Source organism: Klebsiella sp. X1-16S-Nf21 (assembly GCF_002837615.1).
Lineage (GTDB): Bacteria > Pseudomonadota > Gammaproteobacteria > Enterobacterales > Enterobacteriaceae > Klebsiella > Klebsiella variicola.
This window is the reverse complement of sequence record NZ_PJDK01000012.1, coordinates 58,494-73,488: the sequence shown is the minus strand read 5'-3', so window position 1 is coordinate 73,488 and position 14,995 is coordinate 58,494. Positions and strand designations below refer to the sequence as shown.

At 55.6% G+C, this 14,995-nt stretch carries 12 protein-coding genes; 7 read left to right on the top strand and 5 right to left on the bottom strand.

The annotated features are described in order from the left end of the window. Nucleotides 1–19: 19 nt before the first annotated feature. From CW267_RS08135 to speD, 5 genes are all read left to right on the top strand, one after another. On the top strand, nucleotides 20–367 hold the full coding sequence (locus CW267_RS08135) for a YacC family pilotin-like protein (RefSeq protein WP_002888808.1): 348 nt from the start codon (nucleotides 20–22) through the stop codon (nucleotides 365–367). 253 nt (nucleotides 368–620) lie between these two features. Continuing rightward, nucleotides 621–1,031, top strand: a complete 411-nt coding sequence (locus CW267_RS08130) for a hypothetical protein (protein WP_022064774.1) — start codon at nucleotides 621–623, stop codon at nucleotides 1,029–1,031. Between the two features lie 680 nt (nucleotides 1,032–1,711). Further along, nucleotides 1,712–2,974, top strand: coding sequence for an FKBP-type peptidyl-prolyl cis-trans isomerase (locus CW267_RS30435; RefSeq protein WP_131027579.1), 1,263 nt, complete (start codon nucleotides 1,712–1,714; stop codon nucleotides 2,972–2,974). A gap of 146 nt (nucleotides 2,975–3,120) precedes the next feature. Next, nucleotides 3,121–3,981 carry a polyamine aminopropyltransferase gene (speE, locus tag CW267_RS08120; RefSeq protein ID WP_100781227.1) on the top strand — a complete coding sequence of 287 codons (861 nt, stop codon included), beginning with the start codon at nucleotides 3,121–3,123 and terminating at the stop codon, nucleotides 3,979–3,981. 24 nt (nucleotides 3,982–4,005) lie between these two features. Further along, nucleotides 4,006–4,800, top strand: a complete 795-nt coding sequence (gene speD, locus CW267_RS08115; protein WP_008807406.1) for an adenosylmethionine decarboxylase — start codon at nucleotides 4,006–4,008, stop codon at nucleotides 4,798–4,800. A 157-nt stretch (nucleotides 4,801–4,957) separates the two neighbouring features. Here the strand turns inward: speD and yacL are convergent, their stop codons facing one another. Together yacL and acnB are read right to left on the bottom strand one after the other, a co-directional pair. Further along, nucleotides 4,958–5,320, bottom strand: a complete 363-nt coding sequence (gene yacL, locus CW267_RS08110; protein WP_004204373.1) for a protein YacL — start codon at nucleotides 5,318–5,320, stop codon at nucleotides 4,958–4,960. 187 nt (nucleotides 5,321–5,507) lie between these two features. Next, a complete protein-coding gene (acnB, locus tag CW267_RS08105; protein ID WP_008807407.1) occupies nucleotides 5,508–8,105 on the bottom strand; it encodes a bifunctional aconitate hydratase 2/2-methylisocitrate dehydratase in 2,598 nt (865 codons plus the stop codon). Between the two features lie 431 nt (nucleotides 8,106–8,536). On the opposite strand from acnB, the gene CW267_RS08095 reads away from it, so the two are divergent. Together CW267_RS08095 and CW267_RS08090 are read left to right on the top strand one after the other, a co-directional pair. Beyond that, nucleotides 8,537–10,144, top strand: coding sequence for a DUF3300 domain-containing protein (locus CW267_RS08095; protein ID WP_100781228.1), 1,608 nt, complete (start codon nucleotides 8,537–8,539; stop codon nucleotides 10,142–10,144). 11 nt (nucleotides 10,145–10,155) lie between these two features. Next, nucleotides 10,156–10,962: a DUF2950 family protein gene (locus CW267_RS08090; RefSeq protein ID WP_012542842.1), complete on the top strand. Its 807-nt coding sequence runs from the start codon at nucleotides 10,156–10,158 to the stop codon at nucleotides 10,960–10,962. 44 nt (nucleotides 10,963–11,006) lie between these two features. Here the strand turns inward: CW267_RS08090 and CW267_RS08085 are convergent, their stop codons facing one another. The 3 genes from CW267_RS08085 to aceF all read right to left on the bottom strand — a co-directional run bounded on the left by CW267_RS08085 (nucleotide 11,007) and on the right by aceF (nucleotide 14,985). Next, on the bottom strand, nucleotides 11,007–11,291 hold the full coding sequence (locus CW267_RS08085) for a hypothetical protein (protein WP_008807410.1): 285 nt from the start codon (nucleotides 11,289–11,291) through the stop codon (nucleotides 11,007–11,009). A 164-nt stretch (nucleotides 11,292–11,455) separates the two neighbouring features. Beyond that, on the bottom strand, nucleotides 11,456–12,880 hold the full coding sequence (lpdA, locus tag CW267_RS08080; RefSeq protein WP_002888731.1) for a dihydrolipoyl dehydrogenase: 1,425 nt from the start codon (nucleotides 12,878–12,880) through the stop codon (nucleotides 11,456–11,458). 206 nt (nucleotides 12,881–13,086) lie between these two features. After that, nucleotides 13,087–14,985 carry a pyruvate dehydrogenase complex dihydrolipoyllysine-residue acetyltransferase gene (gene aceF / locus CW267_RS08075; protein WP_032731619.1) on the bottom strand — a complete coding sequence of 633 codons (1,899 nt, stop codon included), beginning with the start codon at nucleotides 14,983–14,985 and terminating at the stop codon, nucleotides 13,087–13,089. Nucleotides 14,986–14,995 lie beyond the last annotated feature (10 nt).

The following is a 14,995-nucleotide window of genomic DNA, read 5'->3' as shown; positions in this document are numbered from 1 at the left end:
TGATCTAATGGTAGAAAAAATGAAGACGCTTTTCAGAACAATGGTACTCGGCAGCCTGCTTGCTCTCTCCGCCAACAGCTACGCGCTCAGCGAATCAGAAGCAGAAGATATGGCTGATTTAACCGCGGTTTTTGTGTTTCTGAAAAACGACTGTGGCTACCAGAACCTGCCCAATACACAGATCCGACGCGCGCTGGTGTTCTTTGCCCAACAGAACCAGTGGGACCTGAGCAACTACGACAGCTACAACATGAAAGCGCTTGGCGAGGATAGCTACCGCGATCTCAGCGGTATTAACATCCCGACGGCGAAAAAATGCAAAGCGCTGGCCCGCGATTCGCTCAGCCTGTTGGCTTACGTCAAATAATGACCGGCGCGGACGGTCACGCTCCGCGCCTTTGCCGTTTCATTTGTCACATTTAAATATTTATATCTATATTTATTATTGTATATAAACAAACATTATTTAATTGCAAACCTATCAATTCGCCAAATAAATTAAACCCCTAATAATGATGAATGACTAAAAAACTAATAAAATATCATTAGCCATATATTGAAAAATAAAAAGCACCCTTCTAGAATCCGGTGAAAATATCCCTACTTCATGGACTGAAATTGTGAATATCTCGCCGACTCTCCGTATTATCCCGCTCGCCGCATTTTTATTAGTGGGCTGTAGCAATACCTCTTCTCGCCAGCAGGTAAAACCGATCACCACGCCGCTCACATCACAGCAGCAGGCTGAGCAGGAGCGAGCGGCCAGCGAACAGGAGCGTATTGAGTCCTGCCGAAAGGCGCTGGATTCACTTAAAGAGGTGAACCCACAGCAGGCAACTAAACTCAGCAATGAGTTCAATGCCCTGGTGCGTTCGGCATCGCAATACAACAATGTGCGCGATAAAGTGGCCGATCCCACCCGACTGGGCATTGACTCCATGTACCAGTTTAAATCCATCAAACTGTGTTCCGATATCCAGAAAACGCTGATCGATACCCTGGTACAGCGTGGTGAAAACAAACTGCCATGAACAAACCCGCCACGCTGACCCCTAAAGCACCACTGCTGATGCTCGTCGCGGCGCTGGCGCTTTCAACCTCATTCTACGCCGGTGCTACGCCGGCTTTTCTCGATTACGCCCAGCAGCAAACTCAGCAAGCTCAAGCGCAAGAAGAGAAAAGCTCTGCGGCCACAGCAAAGCAAGCGTCAGACGCTCGCCAGAACGCGGACAATAAAAAAACGACGGCCAATAACGCACAGTTGCAAAAAAGAATCGCCAGCCAACAGGCAACGATTGCGCAAAAAGATAAAATTATCCAACAATTAAAAAAACAGCTTACCGCCACACCAGCCACGGATACATCCATTGCGAATGAGCAAGCGGCGTTAAATAATAAAATAAAGCAATTACAGCTCGCCTTAACCGCCGCCACGGCGGAAAATGAGACGTTAATTAAAAAGGAAGTCGTTGCCCGGAATAATACTCTGCAACAGAGCCAGGCTGCCGCACTTAAGCAGATCCAACAATTAACGTCGCAGCTTCAGAGCGTCGAAGCGGAAAATAAACGGCTCAGCACCAGCCTCACCACGCTGAATACAGATAAACAAACGCTGACCTCCCGGCTGGCCGCCGCGGAAAAAGCACAGCAGACCGCACTCGGCCAGCTCACCGCCCTCGACACAGACAAGCAGACACTCACCGCCCGGCTGATGGCTGCGGAAAAAGAGAAACAGGCCGCCCTCGACCAGGCCAAAGCCCTTAACGCCGACAAACAGCCGCTGGCCACCCGACTGGCCGTGGTGGAAAAAGAGAAGCTGGCTGCCCTCGAGCAGGTTAAAGCGCTGACCACCGATAAGCAGTCGCTGACTATCCGGCTCGCCGCTGCGGAGAAGGCACAGCAGGCCGCCCTCGACCAGGCCAAAACACTGAACGCTGATAAACAGCCGCTGGCCAGCCGACTGGCCGCGGCGGAAAAAGAGAAGCTGTCCGCCCTCGACCAGGTCAAAGCGCTGACCACCGATAAGCAGTCGCTGACTATCCGGCTCGACGCCGCGGAGAAAACACAGCAGGCCGCTCTCGACCAGGTCAAGGCGCTAAACGCCGACAAGCAGTCGTTAACCGCCCGGTTGGCCGCCGCGGAAAAAGCGCCAACAACCCGCCCTGACACCGCTGCAGCGCCAAAAAATGAGCCGCCGGAAATGGCGGCGGTTGTTGCAGCCTACCGCCTGCAGGCGGATAAAGACAACGCCCAGCTACGGATGAAAGAAGATGAAATCCAACTGCTGAGAACACAGCTTTCTGTACAGTCTAAAACGCGCAGCGGCGAGAGCGCCGCCGCCAAACTCAGCGCATCGGGAGAACAGCAGGCTTATGCGATCGGCGCCTCGATGGGAGCAGAAGCCCTTAACGTTCTCACCACCCGTCGCACTCAGGGAATTACCGTCGACGCCGGGCTGGTGCTGCGGGGTATCGAAGATGCTTTTAGCGGCCAGCTTCGTCTCGGAGAACAGGAGCGTAACAAGGCGCTGTTTGACGTCTCGCAGCAGGTTTTCCAGAACCTGAATAAAATCGAGCAGAAAAACATCAGTGCCGGTAAGAAATATCAGCAGGCGTTTGCGCGCAAAAAAGATGTGGTCTTCAAAGATGGCGTCTACAGTCGCGTCGATTATCCGGGCAAAGGAAAAATAAGCGGTAACGATCTGGTCACCGTAGTAATCAAAGAGATGCTGACGGACGGGACAGTGATCAACGATATGGAAGCGAAAGATCAGGCGCTCACCCAGAAGCTGGATGCCTATCCCCCGGTGTTTCGCGGCCCGCTGCAACGCCTGCAGAACCATGGCTCCTTGACGCTGGTCGTCCCGCCCGAAAAAGCCTATGGCAGTAAAGGATTACCGCCGAAAATCCCGCCAGGCGCCACCATGGTTTATTCCGTGCGGATAGTAGATAGCCAACCCGCACCGGCGAAATAACCCTCCCCCCACCGCTCTCCCCGGGCGGTGGCGGTTATTCCTGCCGCATTGCTGCAATAACCGCCGTGCATCCTCATCTATAGTTGTCTATGATGTTGCACTCGTTTTACGGGTGTAACAGATGTTAACGAAGGAGGAGCCTCACCGTGGCCGATAATCCACTGTGGCATGAAACGCTGCATGACCATTTTGGTCAGTACTTTAGCGTTGATAACGTGCTGTACCACGAAAAAACCGATCATCAGGATTTGATCATCTTCGACAACCGCGCCTTTGGCCGGGTGATGGCGCTGGATGGCGTCGTGCAAACCACCGAACGCGATGAGTTTATCTATCACGAAATGATGACCCACGTGCCGCTGCTGGCCCACGGCAACGCGAAGCATGTCCTGATCATCGGCGGCGGCGACGGCGCGATGCTGCGCGAAGTCTCTCGTCACCGTAGCATCGAAACCATCACCATGGTGGAAATCGATGCCGGGGTGGTCTCATTCTGCCGTCAGTACCTGCCCAACCATAGCGCCGGGGCCTACGACGATCCGCGCTTCACGCTGGTGATTGATGATGGCGTCAATTTTGTTAACCAGACGACGCAAACGTTTGACGTGATCATTTCGGACTGTACCGACCCTATCGGTCCGGGCGAAAGCCTGTTCACCTCGGCTTTTTATGAAGGCTGCAAACGCTGCCTGAACCCGGGGGGCGTGTTCGTTGCCCAAAACGGCGTTTGTTTCCTGCAGCAGGACGAAGCGGTCGGTAGCCATCGCAAACTGAGCCACTATTTTCGCGACGTCAGCCTCTATCAGGCGGCCATCCCAACCTATTACGGCGGGATCATGACTTTTGCCTGGGCGAGCGACAACGAGGCGTTGCGCCATCTCTCCAGCGAAATCATTCAGGCGCGCTTTCACAAAGCCAACCTGACCTGCCGTTACTACAATCCGGCAATCCATACGGCGGCCTTCGCCTTACCACAATATCTGCATGATGCTCTGTCCGCACCGTGACGCGAAGTAAGGGGGTGAACTAAATTGAAAAAATTGAAGCTGCATGGCTTTAACAACCTGACTAAAAGCCTGAGTTTTTGTATCTACGATATCTGTTACGCCAAAACGGCAGAGGAGCGTGACGGCTACATCGCCTATATCGACGAACTCTATAATGCCAATCGCCTGACGGAGATCCTGACAGAAACCTGTTCTATTATTGGCGCCAATATCCTGAATATCGCCCGCCAGGATTATGAACCCCAGGGCGCCAGCGTGACCATTCTGGTCAGCGAAGAGCCTGTCGATCCCAAGCTTATCGACCAGACCGAACATCCAGGTCCGTTACCGGAAACCGTGGTCGCCCATCTCGATAAGAGCCATATCTGCGTGCATACCTACCCGGAGAGCCATCCGGAAGGTGGACTGTGCACCTTCCGCGCCGATATTGAAGTCTCTACCTGCGGGGTCATTTCTCCGCTTAAAGCGCTGAACTATCTGATCCACCAGCTGGAATCGGACATTGTGACCATTGACTACCGCGTGCGCGGCTTTACCCGCGATATCAATGGGATGAAGCATTTTATCGATCATGAAATCAATTCGATTCAGAACTTTATGTCCGATGACATTAAGTCGTTGTATGACATGGTCGATGTGAACGTTTATCAGGAAAATATCTTCCATACCAAAATGTTGCTCAAGGAGTTCGACCTTAAGCACTACATGTTCCATACCCGACCGGAAGAATTGACCGCCGAAGAGCGCAAGGTCATTACCGACCTGCTGTGGAAAGAGATGCGCGAGATTTACTACGGCCGCAATATTCCTGCCGTGTAATATTGGAAATGCCCGGCGGCGCTTGTGCTTGCCGGGCCTGGGATTCTGCGTCGCCTGGTCGCCCGGGTAAGGCACCAGCCGCTACCCGGGGATTTCCCCTGCTCACGCTACGCTTAGCAGGGCTACGCTCTTGCGCCACCCGACATAAAAGGCGTCATTAACGCTGCTGCATAAATTCACGATAAGCGGCAACGACCTGCAGGAAATCCTCCACGCCGCAGAGAGAGAGACTTTCTTCGTCGTAGTAGCTCATCCCCTCCTCGATTTCGTCGCCGGAAAACTCCAGCTGATTGGCGCGGATCATCACCTCTTCGCCATCCAGCCACAGCGTATATTCATGGCCAGCCCGCTGCCAGGAACGTTCACTGCCCTTCACGGTGCGTGCAGCCTGCTCTACTTCATCAAGCAGGGCAAGATTGTCTTTCACCTCTTCGTTGAACCAGTGGCCGATCGCCTCGTGATCCATCGACATTCGCACCTTTACCACTCCGGTAATATCGCGCAGAAATTCGTAGTCCATAGTCTTTTCCTCTGCAAGGGCAATGCGTCACCGCTGCACTGTACCCATGCAGTAATTATCGCAGCAGACAGAAAGAAAAAAAGCGTAACGGGCAGGAGGTTTGGAAATAAAAATGCCCGGTGATGCAATGTTCACCGGGCATTGGGGAGTTTATCGCCAAACGGTCAGCCGGGCTGACCGAATGGTTTTACACCGCGGTCTGGAAGATCACGCCGTCAGCTTTTTCAGTGTACTGATCCAGCTGGTTGAAGTTCAGATAACGGTAGGTATCTTCCGCTGTCTTATCCACCTGCGCCACGAAGGTCTGGTACTCTTCCGGCGTCGGCAATTTGCCGAGCAGAGAAGCCACCGCTGCCAGCTCGGCAGAGGCCAGATAGACGTTAGCGCCGGTACCTAAACGGTTCGGGAAGTTACGGGTGGAGGTGGAGACCACCGTCGCACCGTCGGCCACGCGAGCCTGGTTACCCATACACAGGGAACAGCCAGGGATTTCGATACGCGCCCCGCTCTTACCAAACACGCTGTAGTAGCCTTCTTCGGTCAGCTGCGCGGCGTCCATACGGGTTGGCGGCGCCACCCACAGGCGAGTCGGCAGCTGGCCTTTGTGGCTGTCCAGCAGCTTACCGGCGGCACGGAAGTGGCCGATGTTGGTCATGCAGGAACCGATGAACACTTCGTCGATCTTCTCGCCCTGCACGTCAGACAGCAGACGGGCATCGTCCGGATCGTTCGGCGCGCACAGGATTGGCTCTTTGATATCCGCCAGATCGATGTCGATCACTGCCGCGTATTCCGCGTCAGCGTCGGCTTCCAGCAGCTGCGGATCCGCCAGCCATTTTTCCATGCCCTGGATACGGCGTTCCAGCGTACGGCGGTCGCCGTAGCCTTCGGCGATCATCCACTTCAGCAGGACGATGTTGGAGTTCAGGTACTCAACGATCGGCTCTTTGTTCAGCTTGATGGTACAGCCGGCAGCAGAACGCTCAGCAGACGCATCGGTCAGTTCAAATGCCTGCTCGACTTTCAGATCCGGCAGACCTTCGATCTCGAGGATGCGACCAGAGAAGATGTTTTTCTTACCTTTCTTCTCAACGGTCAGCAGGCCCTGCTTGATGGCATACAGTGGGATGGCATGAACCAGGTCGCGCAGGGTGATACCCGGCTGCATTTTCCCTTTGAAGCGCACCAGCACCGATTCCGGCATATCCAACGGCATCACGCCGGTCGCAGCGGCGAAGGCCACCAGACCAGAGCCCGCCGGGAAGGAGATACCGATTGGGAAACGGGTATGGGAGTCGCCGCCGGTACCCACGGTATCCGGCAGCAGCATGCGGTTCAGCCAGGAGTGGATAACGCCATCGCCCGGACGTAGAGAAACACCGCCGCGGTTCATGATGAAGTCCGGCAGGGTATGGTGCGTGGTCACGTCAACCGGCTTCGGATAGGCTGCGGTGTGGCAGAAGGACTGCATCACCAGGTCAGCGGAGAAGCCCAGGCACGCCAGGTCTTTCAGTTCATCACGGGTCATTGGACCGGTGGTGTCCTGAGAACCGACGGAGGTCATTTTCGGCTCGCAGTAGGCGCCCGGACGGATACCGGCAACGCCGCAGGCGCGGCCAACCATTTTCTGCGCCAGAGAGAAGCCGCGGGTGCTTTCCGCCACGTCTTTCGCCTGACGGAAGACGTCGCTGTGCGGCAGCCCCAGCGCTTCGCGCGCTTTGGTGGTCAAGCCGCGGCCGATGATCAGCGGAATACGGCCACCGGCGCGCACTTCGTCGATCAGCACATCGGTTTTCAGCTCGAAGCTGGCCAGCAGTTCGTTGGTTTCGTGATTACGCACTTCGCCTTTGAACGGGTAAACGTCAATCACGTCGCCCATGTTCAGGTTTGACACATCAACTTCGATAGGCAGCGCACCTGCATCTTCCATGGTGTTGAAGAAGATTGGCGCGATTTTGCCGCCCAGGCACAGACCGCCGCCGCGCTTGTTCGGCACGTTCGGAATATCGTCGCCCATAAACCACAGCACCGAGTTGGTCGCGGATTTACGCGAGGAACCCGTACCGACCACGTCGCCGACGTAGGCCAGCGGATAGCCTTTCTGCTGCAGGGCTTCGATTTGTTTAATCGGGCCGACGACGCCCGGCTGGTCCGGATCAATTCCTTCGCGGGCGTTTTTCAGCATCGCCAGCGCATGCAGTGGGATATCCGGGCGCGACCAGGCATCCGGCGCCGGAGACAGGTCATCGGTATTGGTTTCGCCGGTGACCTTGAAGACGGTAACGGTGATTTTCTCTGCCAGCTGCGGGCGGTTCAGGAACCACTCAGCGTCAGCCCAGGATTGCATGACCCGTTTAGCATGCTCGTTACCTGCTTTTGCTTTCTCTTCTACGTCGTAGAAGTTATCGAACATCAGCAGAGTATGAGACAGCGCTTTCGCGGCAATCGGCGCCAGTTTCGCGTCGTCCAGCGCATCGATCAGCGGATGAATGTTGTAACCGCCCTGCATGGTGCCCAGCAGTTCAACGGCTTTTTCAGGGGTTACCAGAGGGGAGGTCGCTTCGCCTTTGGCGATCGCGGCAAGGAATCCAGCTTTAACATAGGCGGCTTCGTCGACGCCCGGCGGTACACGGTTAATCAGCAGGTCTAACAGGAATTCTTCTTCGCCCGCAGGCGGGTTTTTCAGCAGTTCTACCAGCGCGGCCATTTGGGTTGCATCTAAGGGTTTGGCAACAATCCCCATGGCGGCACGCTCAGCTACGTGCTTACGGTATTCTTCTAGCACGACGGTTCTCCTCGCTTCTCATTGTCATAATGCGGCCTACACGTCTTCAATCAATCTGCTTCGGTATTGGCAGTTTGCCGCCTTGACGCATCTTGAAGGATTTAGTGGCTGGGCGATTTTCTTCACGCTCCTGTGAGACAGCAGTTTGTAGGGTAAATGCCCGATACCGCGTCGGCAGCATAGCAGGATTTTTGAAAGGTGTTAATCTGTTTACAAAAAAGCAACATTAAAATTTAGCTGAATCGTTAAGGGCAGGATATTGCAGGCTTTCTGTTCAAATCCCGCGACAAAAATTCCTTTCCGCGTACAACTCCCCGGGCCGATCCCAACAATAATCAATAAAAAGCCATACCGCTTACTTATACTCAGCAAACGCGCCGTTTTCGCCGATACTTTAGCGAGATGGGTTACTTTTTGGGTCAGGAGCTTCTATGTCACTGCCGTTCAAACCCCATATCATCGCCCTGCTCTGTAGCGCTGGCTTACTCGCGGCGGCGGGAACACTCTATGTACAAAGCCGAACCCCGGCGACGATCGCTGAACCGCCAGCCCAGCCAGCGCCCGCAGCGTCTACGACACAGCCGGTGACCACCACCTACACCCAGGCGCAAATTGATCAGTGGGTCGCGCCCATCGCGCTCTACCCGGACAGTCTGCTGTCGCAGGTGTTGATGGCCTCCACTTATCCCGACAACGTCATGCAGGCGGTACAGTGGTCCCAGGATAACCCCGCGATGAAAGGGGATGCGGCGGTTCAGGCGGTTGCCAGTCAGCCGTGGGATCCCAGCGTCAAATCCCTTGTCGCTTTCCCTGCCCTGCTGGCGATGATGGGCGAAAATCCGCCGTGGGTGGAGAACCTCGGCAATGCGTTTTTGGCCCAGCCGCATGATGTGATGGACTCGGTGCAGCGCCTGCGCACTATTGCCCAGCAGACCGGGACACTGAAATCCACGCCACAGCAGAAAGTGATTGTCACCCCTGCCGCACCGGTTTCCGCCAGCAGCACGGCAGCAACGTCCACCACCCACTCGGCGGCGCCTGCGCCCACGCAGGTCATTAAAATAGAACCGACCAATCCGCAGGTGGTCTATGTTCCCAGCTATAACCCCTCCACCGTCTATGGCACCTGGCCAAACAGCGCCTATCCGCCGGTCTACCTGCCGCCGCCTCCCGGGGAGCAGTTTACCGATAGCTTCGTCAAAGGCTTCGGTTACAGCCTGGGCGTGGCCACTACCTGGGCGCTGTTTAGCAGTATCGACTGGGATGATGATGATGACCACCACCATCACGATGACGACTATCACCACGGCGATTACTCGCATAATGGCGATAACATCAATATTAATGTAAATAATTTCAATCATATAACGGGAGAAAACCTGCCGGGCAACCACGTTAACTGGCAGCATAATCCTGCCTATCGCGGTCACACACCGTATCCCGATAATACGGTTGCTCAACGCTTCCATCAGACCAACGTTGCTGGCGGGCTGAGCACTACCCAACATGCGCCAGTCGATCGCGAAGCGCAGCGCCAGGCAGCGATGACCCAGCTGCATCATAACGTACCGGCGGCGACAGCGGGCAACCTGGCGGCAAACAACGCCTCACGCGATGCCCAGCGTCAGGCAGCTTCGGCGCAATTGAAACAAGCCACCCAGCGCAGCAACTATCGCGGTTACGACAGCACACCAACCTCGACCCAGCAGCAGCGTCGCGATGCGGCGAAAACGCAGTTGAAAAATCCCACGCCGCAACAACAGCAGCGTCGGGAAACCGTTAAGAGCCGCGAGCAGAACCTGACACCTCAGCAGCAACAGCATCGGCAGCAGATCCAGTCCGCCACGCCCGCGCAGCGTCAGCAGCAGGTTAGTCATTTACGCGCCAGCGCTCTTAGCGGCAACGAAAGCCGCGCCCCCTCCTGGCAAGCGCAGCAGGAACGGGGACTGCAAAGTCGGCAGTTTTCCGCTGTAAACCGCGAGGAGCGTGGCGGCGCCAGAGAACGTCTTTCCGAACACCATGAACTGCGCCGCCGCTGAGGATGAGCAGAATGAGAAACCTATTACCTATTGCCCTGTTCACATTGATACTGTCACCGTTAGCCGCCTTCGCCCAGCAGCAGTTTTCTACACCGGAACAGGCCGCGAGCGCGCTGGCTGAGGCGCTCAGCCAGCAAAATGAAGCGGCGCTGAGCAAGGTGCTCGGCGATAACTGGCAGCAATTTTTACCTACCGATGGGATCGACCCCAGCGCCGTCGACCGTTTTCAGCGCGACTGGCAGGTAAAACATGTCATCGTGCAGCAGGGTGATAACGCCTGGCTCGACGTCGGCAGCGAGGCATGGCGGTTGCCGGTGCCTATCGTAAAAACGTCTCAGGGCTGGCGCTTTGATATGGCCGCAGGCGAAGAGGAGATCCTCACCCGCGCCATCGGTCGCAATGAACTGTCAGCGATAGCCGCCATGCACGCTTACGTTGACGCCCAGCAGGATTACTACCAGCTTAATCACCGCTGGGCGCAGAAAATCATCAGCAGTGAAGGCAAAAAAGATGGGTTGTACTGGCCGACGTCGCCGGGTGAGACGCCCAGCCCGCTGGGGCCGGCATTCAGCCCGACGGAGCCCGGCGCCGGTTATCATGGCTATCGTTTCCGCATTATCGCAGGCCGCGATGACCAGGATGCGGCCTTGCTTGCCTGGCCTGTGGAATGGGGTGAAACCGGAGTGATGAGCTTTATGATCGATCTGCACGATACCGTTTATCAGGCTAATCTCGGCGAAGAGAGCGCCGCAAAAGCGCAGGCCATCACGCGCTTTGCCCCCGATGCTGACGCCGGCTGGCAGGTTGTCAAACCATAAAAAAACGCCAGGTTGCCCTCAAGCAACCTGGCGTTTCTATTCGCTTAGCCCTGATGGGGCATCAGAGACGGATCGCCAGCAAAAGTCGGCTTTGTGCTGGATAATGCCGCTTCATCAGCGCTGATGCTTCCGGAGTTCGCCGCCCATACCCCCTCATTCGTCTTCGTCACCTGCTGATGCTGGGCATTCAGATCCTGCCCCATCGCCGCGATATGGGTCGTTTCCGTGCCACCGCTGTTGTCCGCCCAGGGGATGGTGGCGTCAGCCGCGCAGGCCACACCGGATAGGCACGTTGCAGCGACCAGCGCTGCGGTTAAAAAGCGTTTCATCTCACACCTCAACTATATCGTTAACTGCCTATAAGTTTATGGCGTTATTATTTTCAAAGTATGTATGAGGTGTAGCGGTTTATGAACGGAGACATAGTTCTAAACATCAGGCATAAAAAAAGCGGCTCCGGGAGCCGCTTATGCTTTTAGCCTGAAAGAAAAAGTTACTTTTTCTTCGCTTTGGCGTTTGGCAGATCGGTGATGCTGCCTTCGAAGACTTCTGCCGCCAGGCCAACAGACTCGTGCAGAGTTGGGTGAGCATGGATGGTCAGCGCGATGTCTTCAGCGTCGCAGCCCATTTCGATAGCCAGGCCGATCTCACCCAGCAGCTCGCCGCCGTTGGTGCCGACAATCGCGCCGCCGATAACACGGTGGGTCTCTTTGTCGAAGATCAGTTTGGTCATACCGTCTGCGCAGTCGGAAGCGATAGCACGGCCGGAAGCAGCCCACGGGAAGGTGGCGGTTTCGTAGCTGATGCCTTTCTCTTTCGCTTCTTTCTCAGTCAGACCAACCCATGCCACTTCTGGCTCAGTGTAGGCGATGGACGGGATCACTTTCGGATCGAAGTAGTGTTTCAGGCCGGAGATAACTTCTGCGGCAACGTGACCTTCGTGTACGCCTTTGTGCGCCAGCATCGGCTGACCGACGATATCGCCGATAGCAAAGATGTGCGGCACGTTGGTGCGCATTTGTTTGTCAACGCGGATAAAGCCGCGATCGTCCACTTCCACGCCCGCTTTACCTGCGTCGAGGTTTTTGCCGTTCGGTACGCGACCGATAGCGACCAGCACGGCGTCGTAACGCTGCGCTTCAGCTGGCGCTTTTTTGCCTTCCATGGAAACGTAAATACCGTCTTCTTTCGCTTCAACGGCAGTCACTTTGGTTTCCAGCATCAGGTTGAATTTCTTGCTGATGCGTTTAGTGAAGACTTTCACCACGTCTTTATCGGCCGCCGGGATAACCTGGTCGAACATTTCAACCACGTCAATCTCTGAACCCAGCGCATGGTATACGGTACCCATTTCCAGACCGATGATACCGCCACCCATGACCAGCATGCGTTTCGGTACAGATTTCAGCTCCAGGGCGTCGGTGGAGTCCCATACGCGCGGATCTTCATGCGGGATAAACGGCAGCTGAATCGGACGGGAGCCCGCCGCGATGATGGCGTTGTCGAAGTTGATCACGGTTTTACCGTTTTCGCCTTCCACTTCCAGGGTGTTGGCGCCGGTAAATTTACCCAGACCGTTAACCACTTTCACTTTACGGCCTTTAGCCATGCCAGCCAGGCCGCCGGTCAGCTGAGTGATAACTTTTTCTTTCCAGGTGCGGATCTTGTCAATGTCGGTTTTCGGTTCGCCGAAAACGATGCCGTGTTCGGCCAGCGCTTTCGCTTCTTCGATAACTTTTGCCACGTGCAGCAGCGCTTTAGACGGGATACAACCCACGTTCAGGCAAACGCCACCGAGGGTGCTGTAACGTTCTACGATGACGGTTTCCAGACCTAAATCAGCGCAACGGAAGGCTGCAGAGTAACCTGCGGGGCCTGCCCCAAGTACCACGACCTGAGTTTTGATTTCAGTACTCATCATGACCTCTGTAATTTATATCCGGCGGGTCTGACGCTATTATTCTTACGCCCAAGTCCACCGGGACGTTCTATCCGCGTGTATTTTACAAAATTGTTAACAATTTTTAAACAACAAACGGCAAACGATTTTGTCCTTTGTTGCTGATAATCCCCAACAGCCTGAGGTTATCAGAAAAAAGCCGGCCGTCAGGCCGGCTTTTTCGATTACATCACCAGGCGGCGAATGTCGCTCAAGGTGTTGTTAATGATGGTAATGAAGCGGGCACCATCAGCACCGTCGATGACGCGGTGGTCGAAGGACAGAGAGATCGGCATCATCAGACGCGGAACGAACTCTTTACCATTCCATACCGGCTCCATCGCGGACTTAGACACGCCCAGGATGGCCACTTCCGGCGCGTTAACAATCGGCGCGAAGTGGGTAGTGCCCAGGCCGCCGATGCTGGAGATGGTGAAGCAACCGCCCTGCATTTCGCCAGCCGTCAGCTTGCCATCGCGCGCTTTCTTCGAGATGGTGGTCAGTTCACGAGACAGCTCGGTGATGCTCTTCTTATTCACGTCTTTGAAGACCGGAACCACCAGACCGTTCGGGGTATCAACCGCCACACCGATGTTGATGTATTTCTTCAGCGTCAGGCGCTGACCATCTTCGGACAGCGAGCTGTTGAAGCGCGGCATCTGCTCAAGCGCAGCGGCAACGGCTTTCATGATGAAGACCACTGGGGTGAATTTCACGTCCAGTTTACGCTTCTCAGCTTCGGCGTTCTGCTGCTTACGGAACGCTTCCAGATCGGTGATATCGGTTTTGTCGAAGTGGGTAACGTGCGGGATCATCACCCAGTTACGGCTCAGGTTAGCCCCAGAGATTTTCTGGATACGACCCAGTTCCACTTCTTCGATTTCACCAAACTTGCTGAAGTCAACCTTCGGCCATGGCAGCATGCCCGGGATACCGCCGCCAGCGGCAGCCGCCGGTGCGGATTCAGCGCGTTTAACCGCGTCTTTCACATAAGCCTGAACGTCTTCGCGCAGGATACGACCTTTACGGCCGGTGCCTTTCACTTTTGCCAGGTTAACGCCGAACTCGCGCGCCAGGCGGCGAATCAGCGGCGTCGCGTGAACGTAAGCATCGTTTTCAGCGAATTCAGTTTTGCCTTCTGCTTTCGCAGCCGGTGCAGCGGCAGGCTTAGCGGCCTGAGCCGGTGCAGCAGCCGGTGCCGGAGCAGCAGCCTGAGCCGGCGCGGCGGCAGGCGCAGCGCCTTCCACTTCGAAGACCATGATCAGGGAACCGGTTTTGACTTTATCGCCGGTGCTGATTTTGATCTCTTTGACGGTACCTGCGAATGGCGCCGGCACTTCCATAGACGCTTTGTCGCCTTCGACGGTGATCAGGGACTGCTCAGCAGCCACTTTATCGCCGACTTTGACCATCACTTCGGTGACTTCAACTTCGTCGCCGCCGATGTCCGGTACGTTAACGTCTTTCGCACCGCCAGCCGCAGCTGGAGCAGCCGCCGCCGGAGCAGCAGCCTGAGCAGGTGCGGCGGCAGGCGCAGCGCCCGCCACTTCGAAGATCATGATCAGGGAGCCGGTGGACACTTTGTCACCGGTGTTGATTTTGATCTCTTTCACGGTACCCGCGAACGGCGCCGGCACTTCCATAGAGGCTTTATCGCCCTCTACGGTGATCAGGGATTGCTCAGCGGCGATGGTGTCGCCCACTTTAACCATGATCTCGGTGACTTCAACTTCATCGCCGCCGATATCCGGGACGTGAACTTCTTTCGCTGCCGCGGCAGCTGCTGGCGCAGCCGCAGCCGGCGCGGCTTCTTTCTTCTCTTCCTGCGCAGGTGCAGCGGCTGCTGCACCCTCGGCGGAATCGAAAATCATAATCAGTTTGCCAGTCTCGGTTTTGTCGCCGACGGAGACTTTAATCTCTTTCACGACGCCAGCCTGCGGAGACGGGACTTCCATAGAGGCTTTATCGCCTTCTACGGTGATCAGCGACTGTTCAGCTTCTACTTTGTCGCCCACTTTGACCAGGATCTCGGTGATTTCAACTTCATCAGCCCCGATGTCCGGTACTTTGATTTCGATAGCCATTATTCTTTTA

Bases quoted from the DNA above. Each gene is read 5' to 3' on its own strand.
- CW267_RS08135 (WP_002888808.1), top strand. From the start codon at position 20: ATGAAGACGCTTTTCAGAACAATGGTACTCGGCAGCCTGCTTGCTCTC.
- CW267_RS30435 (WP_131027579.1), top strand. From the start codon at position 1,712: ATGGCTGCGGAAAAAGAGAAACAGGCCGCCCTCGACCAGGCCAAAGCC.
- yacL (WP_004204373.1), bottom strand. From the start codon at position 5,320: ATGGACTACGAATTTCTGCGCGATATTACCGGAGTGGTAAAGGTGCGA.
- CW267_RS08095 (WP_100781228.1), top strand. From the start codon at position 8,537: ATGTCACTGCCGTTCAAACCCCATATCATCGCCCTGCTCTGTAGCGCT.
- CW267_RS08090 (WP_012542842.1), top strand. From the start codon at position 10,156: ATGAGAAACCTATTACCTATTGCCCTGTTCACATTGATACTGTCACCG.
- CW267_RS08085 (WP_008807410.1), bottom strand. From the start codon at position 11,291: ATGAAACGCTTTTTAACCGCAGCGCTGGTCGCTGCAACGTGCCTATCC.
- lpdA (WP_002888731.1), bottom strand. From the start codon at position 12,880: ATGAGTACTGAAATCAAAACTCAGGTCGTGGTACTTGGGGCAGGCCCC.
- aceF (WP_032731619.1), bottom strand. From the start codon at position 14,985: ATGGCTATCGAAATCAAAGTACCGGACATCGGGGCTGATGAAGTTGAA.